This window comes from Glycomyces rhizosphaerae (assembly GCF_042647865.1).
GTDB classification, from domain to species: Bacteria; Actinomycetota; Actinomycetes; order Mycobacteriales; family Micromonosporaceae; genus Glycomyces; species Glycomyces rhizosphaerae.
On the sequence record NZ_JBHRWO010000014.1, the window covers coordinates 51,030 to 66,358 of the forward strand.

At 69.9% G+C, this 15,329-nt stretch carries 14 protein-coding genes; 12 read left to right on the forward strand and 2 right to left on the reverse strand.

Features of this window, described 5'->3' with window-relative positions; translation table 11 throughout:
* Positions 1 to 32 precede the first annotated feature (32 nt).
* On the reverse strand, positions 33 to 1,016 hold the full coding sequence (locus ACFO8M_RS17045) for a LacI family DNA-binding transcriptional regulator (protein WP_387977728.1): 984 nt from the start codon (positions 1,014 to 1,016) through the stop codon (positions 33 to 35).
* A gap of 281 nt (positions 1,017 to 1,297) precedes the next feature.
* Here ACFO8M_RS17045 and ACFO8M_RS17050 point away from each other — a divergent pair, with 281 nt between their 5' ends.
* The 6 genes from ACFO8M_RS17050 (at position 1,298) to nusB (ending at position 6,049) form a co-directional block, all read left to right on the forward strand.
* Positions 1,298 to 1,651 carry a cupin domain-containing protein gene (locus tag ACFO8M_RS17050; protein ID WP_387977729.1) on the forward strand — a complete coding sequence of 118 codons (354 nt, stop codon included), beginning with the start codon at positions 1,298 to 1,300 and terminating at the stop codon, positions 1,649 to 1,651.
* A gap of 126 nt (positions 1,652 to 1,777) precedes the next feature.
* On the forward strand, positions 1,778 to 2,956 hold the full coding sequence (aroC, locus tag ACFO8M_RS17055) for a chorismate synthase (protein ID WP_387977731.1): 1,179 nt from the start codon (positions 1,778 to 1,780) through the stop codon (positions 2,954 to 2,956).
* Positions 2,956 to 4,512 carry a 3-dehydroquinate synthase gene (gene aroB / locus ACFO8M_RS17060; RefSeq protein ID WP_387977733.1) on the forward strand — a complete coding sequence of 519 codons (1,557 nt, stop codon included), beginning with the start codon at positions 2,956 to 2,958 and terminating at the stop codon, positions 4,510 to 4,512. The genes aroC and aroB overlap by 1 nt, the downstream gene beginning before the upstream one ends.
* A complete protein-coding gene (gene aroQ, locus ACFO8M_RS17065; protein ID WP_387977735.1) occupies positions 4,509 to 4,934 on the forward strand; it encodes a type II 3-dehydroquinate dehydratase in 426 nt (141 codons plus the stop codon). Before aroB ends, aroQ begins: the two co-directional genes overlap by 4 nt.
* 111 nt (positions 4,935 to 5,045) lie before the next feature.
* Positions 5,046 to 5,603 (forward strand): elongation factor P, encoded by a 558-nt coding sequence (efp, locus tag ACFO8M_RS17070; protein WP_387977737.1) that lies wholly within the window; start codon positions 5,046 to 5,048, stop codon positions 5,601 to 5,603.
* Between the two features lie 2 nt (positions 5,604 to 5,605).
* Positions 5,606 to 6,049: a transcription antitermination factor NusB gene (gene nusB / locus ACFO8M_RS17075; RefSeq protein WP_387977739.1), complete on the forward strand. Its 444-nt coding sequence runs from the start codon at positions 5,606 to 5,608 to the stop codon at positions 6,047 to 6,049.
* Between the two features lie 67 nt (positions 6,050 to 6,116).
* Here the strand turns inward: nusB and ACFO8M_RS17080 are convergent, their stop codons facing one another.
* Entirely contained in the window at positions 6,117 to 6,617 is a 501-nt protein-coding gene (locus tag ACFO8M_RS17080; RefSeq protein ID WP_387977741.1) for a transcriptional regulator, read from the reverse strand.
* Between the two features lie 272 nt (positions 6,618 to 6,889).
* Between ACFO8M_RS17080 and pyrR the strand changes: the two genes are divergently transcribed.
* From pyrR to ACFO8M_RS17110, 6 genes are all read left to right on the forward strand, one after another.
* A complete protein-coding gene (gene pyrR, locus ACFO8M_RS17085; protein ID WP_387977743.1) occupies positions 6,890 to 7,468 on the forward strand; it encodes a bifunctional pyr operon transcriptional regulator/uracil phosphoribosyltransferase PyrR in 579 nt (192 codons plus the stop codon).
* Positions 7,465 to 8,385 (forward strand): aspartate carbamoyltransferase catalytic subunit, encoded by a 921-nt coding sequence (locus ACFO8M_RS17090; RefSeq protein ID WP_387977745.1) that lies wholly within the window; start codon positions 7,465 to 7,467, stop codon positions 8,383 to 8,385. Before pyrR ends, ACFO8M_RS17090 begins: the two co-directional genes overlap by 4 nt.
* Complete coding sequence (locus ACFO8M_RS17095; protein ID WP_387977747.1) at positions 8,382 to 9,680, forward strand: dihydroorotase; 1,299 nt, start codon at positions 8,382 to 8,384, stop codon at positions 9,678 to 9,680. Before ACFO8M_RS17090 ends, ACFO8M_RS17095 begins: the two co-directional genes overlap by 4 nt.
* On the forward strand, positions 9,677 to 10,807 hold the full coding sequence (gene carA / locus ACFO8M_RS17100) for a glutamine-hydrolyzing carbamoyl-phosphate synthase small subunit (protein ID WP_387977749.1): 1,131 nt from the start codon (positions 9,677 to 9,679) through the stop codon (positions 10,805 to 10,807). The genes ACFO8M_RS17095 and carA overlap by 4 nt, the downstream gene beginning before the upstream one ends.
* The gene (carB, locus tag ACFO8M_RS17105; protein WP_387977751.1) at positions 10,800 to 14,117 is read left to right on the forward strand and encodes a carbamoyl-phosphate synthase large subunit; all 3,318 of its coding nucleotides are present in this window, start codon (positions 10,800 to 10,802) and stop codon (positions 14,115 to 14,117) included. Before carA ends, carB begins: the two co-directional genes overlap by 8 nt.
* A gap of 107 nt (positions 14,118 to 14,224) precedes the next feature.
* Positions 14,225 to 15,310: a quinone-dependent dihydroorotate dehydrogenase gene (locus ACFO8M_RS17110; protein ID WP_387977753.1), complete on the forward strand. Its 1,086-nt coding sequence runs from the start codon at positions 14,225 to 14,227 to the stop codon at positions 15,308 to 15,310.
* The last annotated feature ends 19 nt before the right edge of the window (positions 15,311 to 15,329 follow it).

Genomic DNA, 15,329 nt, shown 5'->3' on the forward strand with positions numbered 1-15,329 from the left:
ATCTTGTCATCGAAGCATGTAAATGTCAATCGTTACGAGGCCGGCGGTCCGCTCGTCCCGCGCACGACCAGCTTCGACTCCAGCTTCAAATACACGCCCGGTTCCCTTGCACCCCTGAGCTGTTCATCGGCGGCCTCGACCGCCAGCTGCGCGAGCCGCGGCACGTCCTGGCGCACCGTCGTCAGGTCGATGTGGCTCAGTCCGGCGATGTGGCTGTCGTCGTAACCGACGATCGAGACCTGCTCGGGGATCTTCACCCCGGCCCGGGTGAACACGTCCAGCAGCCCGATCGCGCACTGGTCGTTCGCCGCGAACATCGCCGTGGGCAGCGGTCCGTCCTCTTCCAGCAGCATCCGGGCCGCCTCGGAGCCGCCCTCCTGGGAGTGGTTCCCCGGGATCACCCGGATCCGGTCCTCCAGCCCGTGCGCGCGCATCGCATCGCGGTAGGCCCGCCGCCGCTCCGGCCCTCCCGGCCGGTTGCCGGCGTCCACGTGCACGATGTCGCGGTGCCCGAGCCCCACCAGGTAGTCGACCACCTCGCGGGCGCCCGGCCGGTCGTACGAGGTCACGACGTCGACCCGGGCGTCCTTGATGTGGCGGCCCAGCACCACCGTGGGGACGCGCGCTCCCAGCTCCGTCACGTCCTCGTCCGGGATCGTCGGCCCGCACAGCAGCAGCGCCTCGCTGCGGTGCCCGATGAGCGCCTCGATCGCGTTGTGCTCGTTCCGGGTCGGCACGGTGGCGCTCAGCACCAGGTCGTAGCCCAGTTCCTCGGCGGCCGGGTAGATCGCTTCCACCAGGTCGATGTGGTACGGGTTCCTGGCGGTGAACAGCACGCCGAGGACCTTGCTGCGCCCGCGGGCGAGCAGCCGCGCGGCCATGTCCGGCTTGTAGCCGAGTCGGGCCGCGGCGTCGAAGACCCGTTCGCGCGTGTCGGGACTCGCGCCGGGTTGCCCGCGGAACACCAGCGACACCAGCGCCCGCGAGACGCCGACCTCCGCGGCGACGTCCGCCATGGTGGGTTTGCGAGACCGCGGTGCCGGGGTGCGGTCCGGGGATTTCCGCGCGTGTTGGGGGCTCATCGCACCGTCGTCCTTCCTTATGCAGCTTTGTTGAATTTTTCAGTATCGAGGGGTTGACCTGCGAACGAAGTGCCCAGTGTAGCCGCACGTCCCCAGGCGGCCGGGCCCTGCGGACCGCGGGCGCCCGCTTCGGCAACCCCTTGCAGGCACCGGGCCGTCGAAACGCGAACGCTCTTCTCAATGCGGCCATAGACTCGAGCTCGGGGGTGAGAACCATGCATCAACTGGCAGTCAAGAACTTCAGCAAGCCCGACCAGACCGTCAATCTCAGCGGCCACGGCCACAAGGACACGGTGATGCTCGACGGCATGGCCGTCGAGTTCTCCGAGTTCGAGAAGGGATGGCGCTGGTCCAACGACGTCAAGCCGATCGTGGGCGGTGAATCCTGTCAGGCCAACCACCTCGGCTACTGCGTCGAGGGGCACCTGAAGGTCCACATGAACGACGGCACCGACAAGGACATCAAGGCCGGCGACGTGTTCGAGATCCCGCCGGGGCACGACGCGGAGGTCATCGGCGACCACAAGGTCGTCCTGGTCGACTTCGGCAAGGCCGTCGCCGCCATGTAGCCGCGAGGGCGCAAGACGACCGGGCCGCTCCCGCGCCGCGGGGGCGGCCCGAACCATGCCCAGCCCCTGGGACATGCTTTCCACCAGGTGCCTGATCACATCCGGCCGGGTGGCAGACTTGACCGCGTGTTGCGATGGATGACAGCTGGAGAATCTCACGGACCCGAACTCGTGGTCACCCTCGACGGCCTGCCCGCCGGGATCGAGCTGACCACCGGTGACGTGGCCGCCGAACTCGCCCGACGCCGCCTCGGTTACGGCCGCGGCGCGCGCATGAAGTTCGAAGCCGACGCCGTCAGCTTCATCGGCGGCGTCCGCCACGGCCGCACCCTCGGCTCGCCCGTCGCCATCCGCGTCGGCAACTCCGAGTGGCCGAAGTGGGAGACCGTCATGGCCGCCGACCCGGTCGACCCCGCCGAGCTGGAGGGCATCGCCCGCAACGCCCCGCTCACGCGCCCGCGCCCCGGCCATGCCGACCTCGCCGGGATGCAGAAGTACGACCACGAGGACGCCCGCCCGATCCTCGAGCGCGCCTCCGCCCGCGAGACCGCCGCGCGCGTCGCCGGCGGCACCGCCGCCAAGGCCTTCCTCAAGCAGGCCTTCGGCATCGAGATCGTCTCCCACGTGAAGGCCCTCGGCCCCGTCCGCGCCAAGGAAGGCCTCGTGCCGACCCCCGACGACTTCGCGGCCGTCGACGCCGACCCGCTGCGCTGCATGGACCCCGAGGCCTCCGCCCGCATGGTCGCCGAAGTCGACGCCGCCAAGAAGGACGCCGACACCCTCGGCGGCGTCGTCGAGGTCCTCGCCTACAACCTCCCGCCCGGGCTCGGCTCCCACGTCCAGTGGGACCGCAAGCTCGACGCCCGCCTCGCGACCGCGCTCATGTCGATCCAGTCGGTCAAGGCCGTCGAGATCGGCGACGGCCTCATGCAGGCCGCCGTCCGCGGCTCCTCGGCGCACGACGAGATCGTGCCCGGCCCCGACGGCGTCCAGCGCCTCACCGACCGCGCCGGCGGCCTCGAAGGCGGCATCACGACCGGCCAGCCGCTGCGCGTCTCGGCCATGCTCAAGCCCATCTCGTCGCTGACGCGCCCGCTGCGCACCATCGACACCGTCACCGGTGAAGCGGCCGAGGCCATCAACCAGCGCTCCGACGTCTGCGCGGTCCCCGCCGGGGCCGTCGTCGCCGAGCACATGGTCGCCTACGTCCTCGCCGAAGCCGCCCTGGAGAAGTTCGGCGGCGACTCGGTCGCCGAATCCCGCCGCAACTTCGAGCAGTACATCGAACACCTGCGGGTGAAGTAGTGTCGCTCGTCGTCATCGTCGGGCCCCCGGGCTCGGGCAAGACCACGATCGGCCGCGCGCTCGCCGCGGCGCTCGACGCGCCGTTCCGCGACGCGGACGCCGACATCGCCGAGGCCGCGGGCAAGCCGATCCCGGACATCTTCGTGGACGAAGGCGAGGAGCACTTCCGCGCCCTCGAACGCGAAGCCGTGCGCCGGGCCGTGGCCGAGCACGACGGCGTCCTCGCCCTCGGCGGCGGCGCGATCCTGGCCGAGGCGACCCGCAAGCTCCTCGCCGACGTCACCGTCGTCCACCTGCGCGTGGACCTCGGCGAGGCCGTCAAGCGCACCGAGATCGACAAGGGCCGCCCGCTCCTCCAAGTGAACCCGCGCGCCACGCTGCGCCGCCTCATGGACGAGCGCCTCCCGCTGTACCGCGAGGTCGCGACCATCGAGATCGACACCACCGGAAGGGACGTGGACGACCTGACCGCCGAAATCGCCGCGAAGCTCGCCATCCGCACCGTCACGGTCAACGACGCCGAGCAGCCCTACCCGGTCCTCATCGGACGCGGCTCGACCGATCGCCTGCCCGAGTTCCTCGGCAAGGCCGCCCGGGTCGCCGTGCTCCACACCGCCAGCACCGCACCGCTCGCCGAACGCGTCGGCGCGCTGCTGCCCGACGGTGTCGAGGCCACCCTCATGGAACTGCCCGACGCCGAAGACGGCAAGACCATCAGCGTCGCCGAGCAGTGCTGGGAGGCGCTCGGCGCCGAAGGCTTCACCCGCACCGACCTCGTCGTCGGCGTCGGCGGGGGAGCGGTCACCGACCTCGCCGGGTTCGTCGCCGCCTGCTGGCTGCGCGGCGTCGCGGTCGTTCACGTCCCGACCTCGCTGCTCGGCGCGGTCGACGCGGCCGTGGGCGGCAAGACCGGCGTCAACACCGCCGCCGGGAAGAACCTCGTCGGCGCCTTCCACCCGCCCCGCGCGGTCCTGGTCGACCTCGACCACTTCACGACCCTGCCGACGCGCGACCTCGCCGCGGGCCTGGCCGAGGTCGTCAAGGCCGGATTCATCGCGGACCCGGTCATCCTCGACCTCGTCGAGGCCGATCCCGAAGCGGCCCTTGACGCCGCGAATCCGGTCGTCGCCGAACTCGTCGAGCGCGCCATCGCCGTCAAGGCCGAGGTCGTCGGCTCCGACCTCAAAGAGGGGGGCCTCCGCGCCATCCTCAACTACGGGCACACCTTCGCCCACGCGGTGGAGAAGCTCGAGCACTACCGCTGGCGCCACGGCGACGCCGTCGCCGTGGGCATGGTCTACGCCGCCCACCTGAACGCCATCACCGGCCGCGTCGACCTCGTCGAACGCACCGAGTCGGTGCTCGCCTCCCTCGGTCTGCCGACCACGTACGAAGCCGGGCGCTGGGACGACATCCTCAAGGTCATGAAGATCGACAAGAAGAACGTCGGCGCCACCCAGCGGTTCGTGCTCCTGGACGCGCTCGCGAAACCGGTCGTGGTCGATGACGTGACCGTCGACCAGCAGCGCGAGGCCTATGAGAGGCTGACCGGATGAAGACCTTGGTGCTGAACGGCCCCAATCTCAACCGGCTCGGCAAGCGGGAACCGGCCATCTACGGCTCCCAGACGCTCGCCGACCTCGCCGACCTGTGCGTCACCACGGGCAAGGAACTCGGCCTCGAAGTCGACTTCCGGCAGACCAACCACGAGGGCGAACTCCTGGAGTGGCTCCACGAGGCGGCCGACAACGGCTACCCGGTGGTGCTCAACGCCGCCGCCTGGACCCACACCTCGGTCGCGATCGGCGACGCCTGCGCGCAGCTCACCGCGCCGCTCATCGAGGTCCACCTCTCCAACGTGCACAAGCGCGAGGCGTTCCGGCACCACTCGTACGTCTCGGCCCACGCGGTCGGCGTCATCGCCGGCCTCGGCCCGGGCGGCTACACCGCGGCCCTGCGCCACATCAGCGAGAAATAACGGCTGCGCCGCTGGACACAGCGGCAACCGCCGCGTCAAGGCCCAGCTCGACCGACCGATACCATTGACGGTCGGTCAAGACAGAACCTCTATCGAAAGAGACGAACGCCCGTGGCATCCACGAACGACCTCAAGAACGGCCTGGTGCTCAACCTGGAGGGCCAGCTCTGGCAGGTGCAGGAATTCCAGCACGTCAAGCCCGGCAAGGGCCCGGCGTTCGTGCGCACCACGCTCAAGCAGATCCCCTCGGGCAAGATCGTCGACAAGACCTTCAACGCCGGCACCAAGGTCGAGACCGCCAACGTCGACCGCCGCAACATGACGTACCTGTACAAGGAAGGCGACGACTTCGTCTTCATGGACACCGACACGTACGACCAGATCCCGGTCGGTCCCGCCGTCGTCGGCGACGCCGCCAAGTTCCTCCTCGAGAACTCCGACGCGACGGTCGCCCAGCACGACGGCAAGGTCCTCTACGTCGAGCTCCCCGCCTCGGTCGAGCTCACCATCACCTACACCGAGCCGGGCCTCCAGGGCGACCGCTCCTCCGGCGGCACCAAGCCCGCCACCGTCGAGACCGGCGCGCAGGTCCTCGTGCCGCTTTTCATCGACAACGGCGAGAAGATCAAGGTCGACACCCGCGACGGCAAATACCTCTCCCGGGCTTAGTGGTGGGAAACCAGCACAGCAGCAGTCCTGACCGGCTCTCCGCCCGCACCAAGTGGCGAATGCGGGCCGTCGAGATCCTGTACGAAGCCGAGAGCCGCGACACCGAGCCTTCCAAGGTCCTCGCCGAACGCGCCGACCGGGCGTTCAAGGACCCCGAGGCCCCGCGCCTGCCCGCCTACGCGGAGCAGCTCGTGCGCGGCGTCGCCTCGCACCTCGACGAACTGGACGCCGTGCTCGGCAAGGCCTCCACGAGCTGGTCGGTCGACCGCATGCCCGCCGTCGACCGGAACGTCCTGCGCGTGGCCCTCTACGAGATCCGCCACGTCGACGACGTCGACACGGCGGTCGCCATCAAGGAGGCCATGCGCGTGGCCCTGCAGATCGGCTCCTCCGACGACACCTCGTTCGTCAACGCCGTTCTCGACACCGCCGCGAAGTCCGAATAGCGACTGGGCGCAGAGAAACGGCCGAGCCTCCCGATCCGGGGCCCGGCCGTTTCCTTTTCGCTTGGTACTACTCGGCGTCCGAGGCGAAGAACGCCTGGAGGTCGTGCACGAGGACGCCGAAGTCCTCGAGCTTCTCGATCAGACCCGAAGGCGTGGTCGAGTACACGACCGCGAGGGTGTACAGGTCATCGGCGCGGATCGAGAGGATCCGGCCGTTGTAGTCTCCGCGGCGCTGCTGGATGGAGCGCGCCAGTTTTGCGACGTGCTCCAGGTCGGCGTCGGGGTGGTCGTAGAGCGCCTCGAGGTTGAGGACGATCTTCTCGGCCTGCTCGACCGGGAGCGGAACGCCCTCGGGAAGCAGCTCGGAGACGGGGATCCGGTAGAAGTCGGCCAACTCGGCGAGACGGCTGACGGTGATCGACCGGTCGCCTCGCTCGTAGGAACCGATGACGACGGCCTTCCACTTGCCGCCGGACTTGTCCTCGACGCCTTGCAACGACAGCCCCTGCTGCATGCGGATGTCACGCAGCCGGTTGCCGAGCGCCTTGGCGTAGTCAGATGTCGCCATGCTGGGATCAACTCCAATTTTCGGTACGAGAGGAATCCTATTCTTGACTACGGTCGGTCACCATCGGCCGTTGGGGTGCCCCCAAACAGTGTTCTTCGTCGCGTAGGCCCCACGCAACCGCCTGGCAAACCTATGGAAAACCGACATCATGGCCGCTACCGACCTCATGCTTTTGGGATCCGCCTTTACGCTCCGTCACCGGCGGCGTAAGCTGAGCCGCGACGAAACCGTTCTTTAACAGACCGTCCAGTGAGGCGGAGAAGGAGGTTCGCGTGGTTTCCCCTGCCCTCAGGCAGCACGAGGAAGACCCGTCGGGCAAGCAGATCCTCTCGGGCGAGGACATCGGTCGGATCCTCGACCGCATCGCCCACCAGATTCTCGAGAAGACCAAGGGCGCTCCCGACACCATGCTCCTCGGCATCCCCACTCGCGGCGTCGCGCTGGCCGGACGGCTCGCCGACCGGATCCGCCGCTTCGCCGACCTCGACGTCCCCGCCGGGACCCTCGACATCACCCTCTACCGAGACGACCTGCGCCGCAACGCACTCCGGGCCCTCGGCCCGACCGAACTGCCGCCCGGCGGCGTCGACGACCAGCGCATCATCCTCGTCGACGACGTCCTCTACTCCGGACGCACCGTGCGCGCCGCGCTCAACGCGCTCTACGACCTCGGCCGCCCCGCCAGCGTCCAGCTCGCCATCCTGGTCGACCGCGGCCACCGCGAGCTGCCGATCCGCGCCGACTACGTCGGCAAGAACATCCCCACCGCGCGCGACGAGAGCGTTTCCGTGCGCCTGACCGAGTACGACGGTCTGGACGCCGTGGTCCTCACTGGAGGCCGGGAGCGATGAAGCACCTGCTCACCACCAAGGAGCTCACCCGCGAGGAAGCCGAGCTCATCCTCGACGTCACCGAGCAGATGGCCGAGGCCGTCACCGGCCGCGAGGTCCCCAAGCTCCCGGCGCTGCGCGGGCGCACCGTCGTGAACCTCTTCTACGAGGACTCCACGCGCACCCGCACCTCCTTCGAGACCGCCGCCAAGCGCCTGAGCGCCGACGTCGTGAACTTCGCGGCCAAGACCTCGAGCGTCAACAAGGGCGAGAGCCTGCGCGACACCGCACTCACCTTGCAGGCCATGGGCGCCGACGCGGTGGTCATCCGCCACCCGGCCGCCGGGGCCCCGCAGCGGCTCACCGAATGGCTCGACGGCGCGGTCCTCAACGCCGGGGACGGCACCCACGCCCACCCGACGCAGGCCCTGCTCGACGCCTACACGATGCAGAAGCGCCTGGGCGGCGTCGAAGGGCGCACCGTCGCCATCGTGGGGGACATCCTGCACTCGCGCGTGGCCCGCTCGAACATCTGGCTGCTCACCAAACTCGGCGCGAACGTGCGCCTGGTGGGCCCGCCCACGCTGCTGCCCAAGGACATCGACGACTGGCCCGTCGAGATCGGCTACGACCTCGACACGAGCCTCAAAGGGGTCGACGCGGTGATGATGCTCCGCGTCCAGCACGAGCGCCAGAACGCCGCGTTCTTCCCCACCGCCAACGAGTACTCCCGCCTCTACGGGCTCGACGAGCGCCGCCTCGCGCTCATGCCCGACCACGCGATCGTCATGCACCCCGGCCCGATGAACCGCGGCATGGAGATCGCCGCGTCCGTGGCCGACTCGCCCCGCGCCACCATCACCGAACAGGTGACCAACGGCGTCTGGGTCCGCATGGCCGTCCTCTACCTCCTGCTGACGAACGGAGAGAGCAAGTGAGCGAACTGCTCATCAAGAGCGCCGACATCGTCGGCAAGGGCCGCAAGGACATCCTGGTCCGCGACGGCCGCGTAGCCGAGGTCGGCTCGATCAGCGCCGCGGGAGCGGAGGTCGTCGACGCCGACGGCCTCGTGCTCCTCCCCGGCCTCGTCGACCTCCACACCCACCTGCGCGAACCCGGCCGCGAGGACGCCGAGACCGTCCTCTCCGGCACCCGCGCCGCCGCCAAGGGCGGCTACACCGCGGTGTGCGCCATGGCGAACTCCTACCCCGTGGCCGACACGGCCGGAGTCGTCGAGCAGGTCGCCGCACTCGGCCGCGCCGCCGGCTACGCCGACGTCCAGCCCATCGGCGCCGTCTCGATCGGCCTCGAAGGCAAGCGGCTCGCCGAGATCGGCGCGATGGCCCACTCGGCCGCGAAGGTCCGCATGTTCTCCGACGACGGCCACTGCGTGCACGACCCGGTGCTCATGCGCCGCGCGCTCGAATACGTGAAGACCTTCGGCGGGCTCATCGCCCAGCACGCCGAGGAGCCGCGCCTCACCGAAGGCGCGCAGATGAACGAGGGCGCCGTCTCGGCCGAACTCGGCCTGCCCGGCTGGCCCTCCGTCGCCGAAGAGGCCATCATCGCCCGCGACGTGCTCCTCGCCGAGTACACCGGCGCGCGCGTCCACTTCTGCCACGTCTCCACGGCCCGCTCGGTGGCGATCATCCGCGAGGCCAAGGCCCGCGGCGCGAACGTCACCGCCGAGGTCTGCCCGCACCACCTGCTCCTGACCGACGACGCCGTGCGCAGCTACGACCCCGTCTACAAGGTCAACCCGCCGCTGCGCCGCGAAGCCGACGTCGAGGTGCTCCGCGCCGCGCTCGCCGAAGGCGTCATCGACGCCGTCGCGACCGACCACGCCCCGCACGCCCCGCAGGACAAGGAATGCGAGTGGGCCGCCGCCCGCCCGGGCATGCTCGGCCTCGAGACCGCCCTGTCGATCAGCGTGCTCGCCCTCGGCGGGCCAGCGGACTGCGACTGGGACGTCCTCGCCGAGCGCACCTCCCGCACCCCCGCGCGCATCGCCGGACTCGAAGCCCACGGCCGCGACCCGAAGCCGGGCGTCGAAGCCAACTTCACCCTCGTCGACCCCTCCGCGTCCTGGACCGTCGTGCCCGAAGGCCTCGCGTCCCTGTCGCGCAACACCCCCTACGCCGGGAGGGAACTCCCGGTCACCGTCCAGGCGACGTTCCTCCGCGGACGCGCCACCGTGCTGAACGGGAAGATCGAAGAGGAGACCCAAGCGTGAGCAGCAGAGCACCAGCGATCCTCGTCCTCGAGGACGGCCGCGTCTTCCGCGGCGAGGCGTACGGCTCGGTCGGCGAGACCTTCGGCGAAGCGGTCTTCAACACCGGCATGACCGGCTACCAGGAGACCCTCACCGACCCGTCCTACTACGGACAGGTCGTCGCCCAGACCGCCCCGCAGATCGGCAACACCGGCTGGAACGACGAGGACGACGAGTCCCGCCGCATCTGGGTCGCCGGCTACGTCGTGCGCGACCCCGCCCGCACCGCCTCGAACTGGCGCGCCAAGCGCGGCCTCGAGGACGAGCTCGCCTCGCAAGGGGTCGTGGGCATCAGCGGCGTCGACACCCGCGCCCTCACCCGCCACCTCCGCGAGGCCGGGGCGATGCGCGTCGGCATCTCCTCGCGCGACACCGATGTGGCCGCCCTCCTCGCCAAGGTGCAGGCCACGCCGCACATGGCCGGGGCCAACCACGTCGGCGCCGTCACCGCCTCCGAGCCCTACACGTACGAGGCCAAGGAGCCCAAGTACACCGTGGCCGCCCTCGACCTGGGCATCAAGCGGAACACGCCGCGCCGCCTCGCCGAGCGCGGCATCACCACCCACGTCTATCCGGCCTACGCCGAGGTCGACCAGGTCCTCTCGGGCAACCCCGACGCCGTGTTCCTCTCCAACGGCCCCGGCGACCCGGCCACCGCCGACCACCAGGTCGAACTCACCCGCGAGCTGCTGCGCCGCCGTGTCCCGGTCTTCGGCATCTGCTTCGGCAACCAGATCCTCGGCCGCGCCCTCGGCCTGGAGACCTACAAGCTCAAGTTCGGCCACCGCGGCATCAACCAGCCGGTGCTCGACCGCCACACCAACAAGATCGAGATCACCGCCCACAACCACGGGTTCGCCCTCAAAGCACCCGAGACCGGCGAGTTCTTCGAGACCGAGTTCGGCCGCGTCCAGGTCAGCCACGTCTGCCTCAACGACGACGTCGTCGAAGGCCTCACCTGCCTCGACGTGCCCGCCTACTCCGTCCAGTACCACCCCGAGGCCGCCGGCGGGCCCCACGACGCCGACTACCTGTTCGACCGCCTGATCGAACTCATCGAGACCGAAGGGGCGAAGACCCATGCCTAAGCGCGACGACCTCAAGCACATCCTGGTCATCGGGTCCGGACCCATCCAGATCGGCCAGGCCTGCGAATTCGACTACTCCGGCACGCAGGCCTGCCGCGTGCTCCGCGAGGAGGGCATCCGCGTCACCCTCGTCAACTCCAACCCGGCCACGATCATGACCGACCCCGAGTTCGCCGACGCCACCTACGTCGAGCCGATCACCACCGAGGTCATCGAGCAGATCATCGCCAAGGAGAAGCCCGACGCGATCCTGGCGACCCTCGGCGGCCAGACCGCCCTCAACGCCGCCGTCGGCCTCCACGAAGCCGGCATCCTCGAGAAGTACGGCGTCGAACTCATCGGCGCCGACATGGACGCCATCCAGCGCGGCGAAGACCGCCAGCAGTTCAAGCAGGTCGTCCTCGACGTCGGCGGCGAAGTCCCGCGCTCCGCGGTCTGCCACACCATGGACGAGGTCCGCGACACCGTCAAGGACCTCGGCCTGCCCGTGGTCATCCGGCCCTCCTTCACCATGGGCGGCTTGGGCTCCGGCATGGCCTACACCTGGGAGGACGTGGACCGCATCGCCGGGAACGGCCTCGCCGAGTCCCCCACCACCGAGGTCCTCATCGAGGAGTCCGTGCTCGGCTGGAAGGAATACGAGCTCGAGCTCATGCGCGACCACAAGGACAACGTGGTCGTCGTCTGCTCCATCGAGAACGTCGACCCCATGGGCGTCCACACCGGCGACTCCGTCACCGTCGCCCCCTCGATGACCCTCACCGACCGCGAATACCAGCACATGCGCGACATCGGCATCGCCATCCTGCGCGAGGTCGGCGTCGACACGGGCGGCTGCAACATCCAGTTCGCGATCGACCCCGCGAACGGCCGCATGATCGTCATCGAGATGAACCCGCGCGTCTCCCGCTCCTCCGCGCTGGCGTCGAAGGCCACCGGCTTCCCGATCGCGAAGATCGCCGCGAAGCTCGCCATCGGCTACACGCTCGACGAGATCCCGAACGACATCACCAAGGCCACCCCGGCCGCGTTCGAGCCCACCCTCGACTACGTCGTCGTCAAGGTCCCGCGCTTCACGTTCGAGAAGTTCCCCGGCGCGGACCCGACCCTGACCACCACCATGAAGTCCGTCGGCGAGGCCATGAGCCTCGGCCGGACCTTCCAGCAGGCCCTCCAGAAGGCCCTGCGCTCCACCGAGACCAAGCAGGCCGGGTTCTGGACCCGCCCCGACCCCGAGGGCGCCACCCTCGAGAACACCATCGAAGCGCTGAAGACCGCGCACGACGGCACCCTCTACACCGCCGAGCGCGCCCTGCGCCTCGGCGCGTCGATCGCGGAGGTCCACGAGGCCTGCAAGATCGACCCGTGGTTCCTCGACCAGGTCGCCCAACTCATCGACCTGCGCGACGAGATCGAGGCCGCCGCCGTGGTCGACGAGGCCCTGCTCCGCAAGGCAAAGCGCGCCGGATTCTCCGACGCCCAGGTCGCGGCCCTGCGCCCCGAACTGGCCGGCGAGGCCGGCGTGCGCCGCCTGCGCCACCGGCTCGGCCTGCGCCCGGTCTTCAAGACCGTCGACACCTGCGCCGCCGAGTTCGAGGCCCACACGCCCTACCACTACTCGACCTACGAGGACGAGACCGAGGTCGCGCCCTCCAACCGGCCGAAGGTGATGATCCTCGGCTCCGGGCCCAACCGCATCGGCCAGGGCATCGAGTTCGACTACTCGTGCGTTCACGCCGTGCAGGCCCTGCGCGAGGTCGGCTACGAGACGATCATGGTCAACTGCAACCCCGAGACCGTCTCCACCGACTACGACACCGCCGACCGGCTCTACTTCGAGCCGCTCACCTTCGAGGACGTCACCGAGGTCTTCCAGGCCGAGCACGAGAGCGGCCAGTCCGCGGGCGGCCCCGGCGTCGTCGGCGTCGTCGTCCAGCTCGGCGGCCAGACCCCGCTCGGCCTCGCCGAACGCCTCGAGAACGCCGGGCTCCCCGTCGTCGGCACCTCCCCGAAGGCCATCCACAGCGCCGAGGACCGCGGCGTCTTCGGCCGCCTCCTCGACGAACTCGGCCTCGTCGCCCCCGACGGCGGCACCGCCACCTCCTACGAGGAGGCCCGCGAGGTCGCCGCCCAGATCGGCTACCCCGTGCTCGTGCGCCCGTCGTACGTCCTCGGCGGCCGCGGCATGGAGATCGTCTACGACGAGGACACCCTCGCCGGGTTCATCTCCCGCGCCACCGAGGCCAGCCCCGAGCACCCGATCCTCATCGACCGGTTCCTCGACGACGCCATCGAGATCGACGTCGACTGCCTCTGCGACGGCACCGACTTCTACCTCGGCGGCATCATGGAGCACATCGAGGAGGCCGGCGTCCACTCCGGCGACTCCTCCTGCGCGCTCCCGCCCATCACCTTGGGCGCCACGGTCATCGAGCAGATCCGCGACTACACCGCGAAGCTCGCCTTCGGCATCGGCGTGCGCGGCCTCATGAACGTCCAGTACGCCCTCAAGGACGAGCAGCTGTACGTCCTCGAAGCGAACCCGCGGGCCTCGCGCACCGTCCCGTTCGTCTCCAAGGCCACCGCGGTCCCGCTCGCCAAGGCCGCCGCCCGCATCGCCCTCGGCGCGACCATCAAGGAACTCCGCGACGAAGGCCTGCTCCTGCCCGAAGGCGACGGCTCCGACGCCGGACCCGAGGTCCCGATCTCGGTCAAGGAAGTCCTCCTGCCCTTCAAGCGCTTCCGCACCGTCGAGGGCGCGGGCCTGGACGCCGTGCTCGGCCCGGAGATGAAGTCCACGGGCGAGGTGATGGGCATCGACTCGTCCTTCGGCCTCGCCTTCGCCAAGGCCACACTCGCGGTCTACGGCAAGCTCCCCACCTCCGGGAAGCTCTTCGTGTCCGTCGCCGACCGGGACAAGCGATCCATCGTCTTCCCGGTGCGCCGCCTGGTCGACCTCGGCTTCACCGTGTACGCCACCGAAGGCACCGGCCTGGTCCTCAAGCGCCACGGCATCGACTTCACACCCGTCGCCCGGCACTCCTCGGGTGAAGCGGTGGACGCCGTCAGCCTGATCGCCTCCGGTGAGATCGACCTGGTCATCACGACGCCCTCGGCCTCCTCGGGCCCGCGCACCGACGGCTGGGAGATCCGCTCGGCCGCCGTCGTGGCCGACGTCAGCTGCGTGACCACCATCCAGGGCGCGGCCGCCGCCACCCAGGCGATCGAGTCGGCCTCCCGCGGCGAGATCCGCGTCGCCTCGCTCCAGGAACTGCACCAGCGCCTGCGCGGCAGTGAAGTAGCTGTCTAACAACTATGGCGAAGCCTGCGAGCCATGCATTAGCAGAGCACCGGGTGGGCGACGCCATGGCGTAGCCATGTCGCTCACCCGGTGAATTGACGTATACAGGAATGACCATGCTGTATCAGAATCTGGCCCGTCCGGTCCTGTTCCGGATCGGACGCGGCGACGCCGAAAAAGCGCACGACACCACCCTGCGCTGGCTCACCCGCCTGTCCAACCAGCGACAGGCCCGAAACGCCCTCATCAAGGTCAACCAGCTCAGCGCCCCCGTCACCGTGTGCGGCATCCCCTTCCCCAACCCCATCGGGCTCGCCGCGGGCATGGACAAGAACGGCCTCGCCGTCGGCGCCTGGCCCGCCCTGGGCTTCGGCTTCGCCGAGATCGGCACCGTCACCGCCCAGCCCCAGCCGGGCAACCCGCAGCCCCGCATGTTCCGCATGCCCCGCTCAGAGGGCATCGTCAACCGCATGGGCTTCAACAACGACGGCGCGCAGGCTCTCGCGGCCCGGCTCACGGCCGCCCCCGCGATCAACTGCCCGCTGGGCATCAGCATCGGCAAGTCGAAGGCGGTGCCGCTCGAAGGCGCGATCGAGGACTACCTGCAGTCGATGCGGTTCCTCTACCCCTTCGCCGACTACATCGCCATCAACGTCTCCTCGCCCAACACGCCGGGCCTGCGCCAGCTTCAGGACGCGGGCGCGCTCCGCGCCCTGCTCGGCGCGCTGCGCCAGGAGGGCGTGCGCCTCGCGGCCGGGCGCCAGCCGCGCCCGGTGCTGGTCAAGATCGCCCCCGACCTCACCGAGCCCGCGATGGCCCAGCTCCTCGAGGTCTGCCTCGAGACCGGCGTCGCGGGCGTCATCGCCACGAACACGACCCTCGGGCGCGACGGCGTGGACCCGAGCGAGGACGCGATCGCCGCCGAGCCCGGCGGCATGTCCGGCAAGCCCCTCACCCAGGTCTCACGTGAGATCGTCCGCTTCGTCCACCGCGAGACGAACGGCAACCTGCCGATCATCGGCTCGGGCGGGGTCATGACCGCCGACGACGCGCAGGCCATGTTCGACGCCGGGGCGAGCCTCGTCCAGGTCTACTCCGGCCTCATCTACAACGGGCCGGGCATGGTGCGCCGCAGCGTGCGCCGCTACCGGTCCGCCGCCCGCCGCGGCCCGCAGGGCTCACGAACCCCTCAGAACAGCTGACGACAAGGAAGCGAAAGCG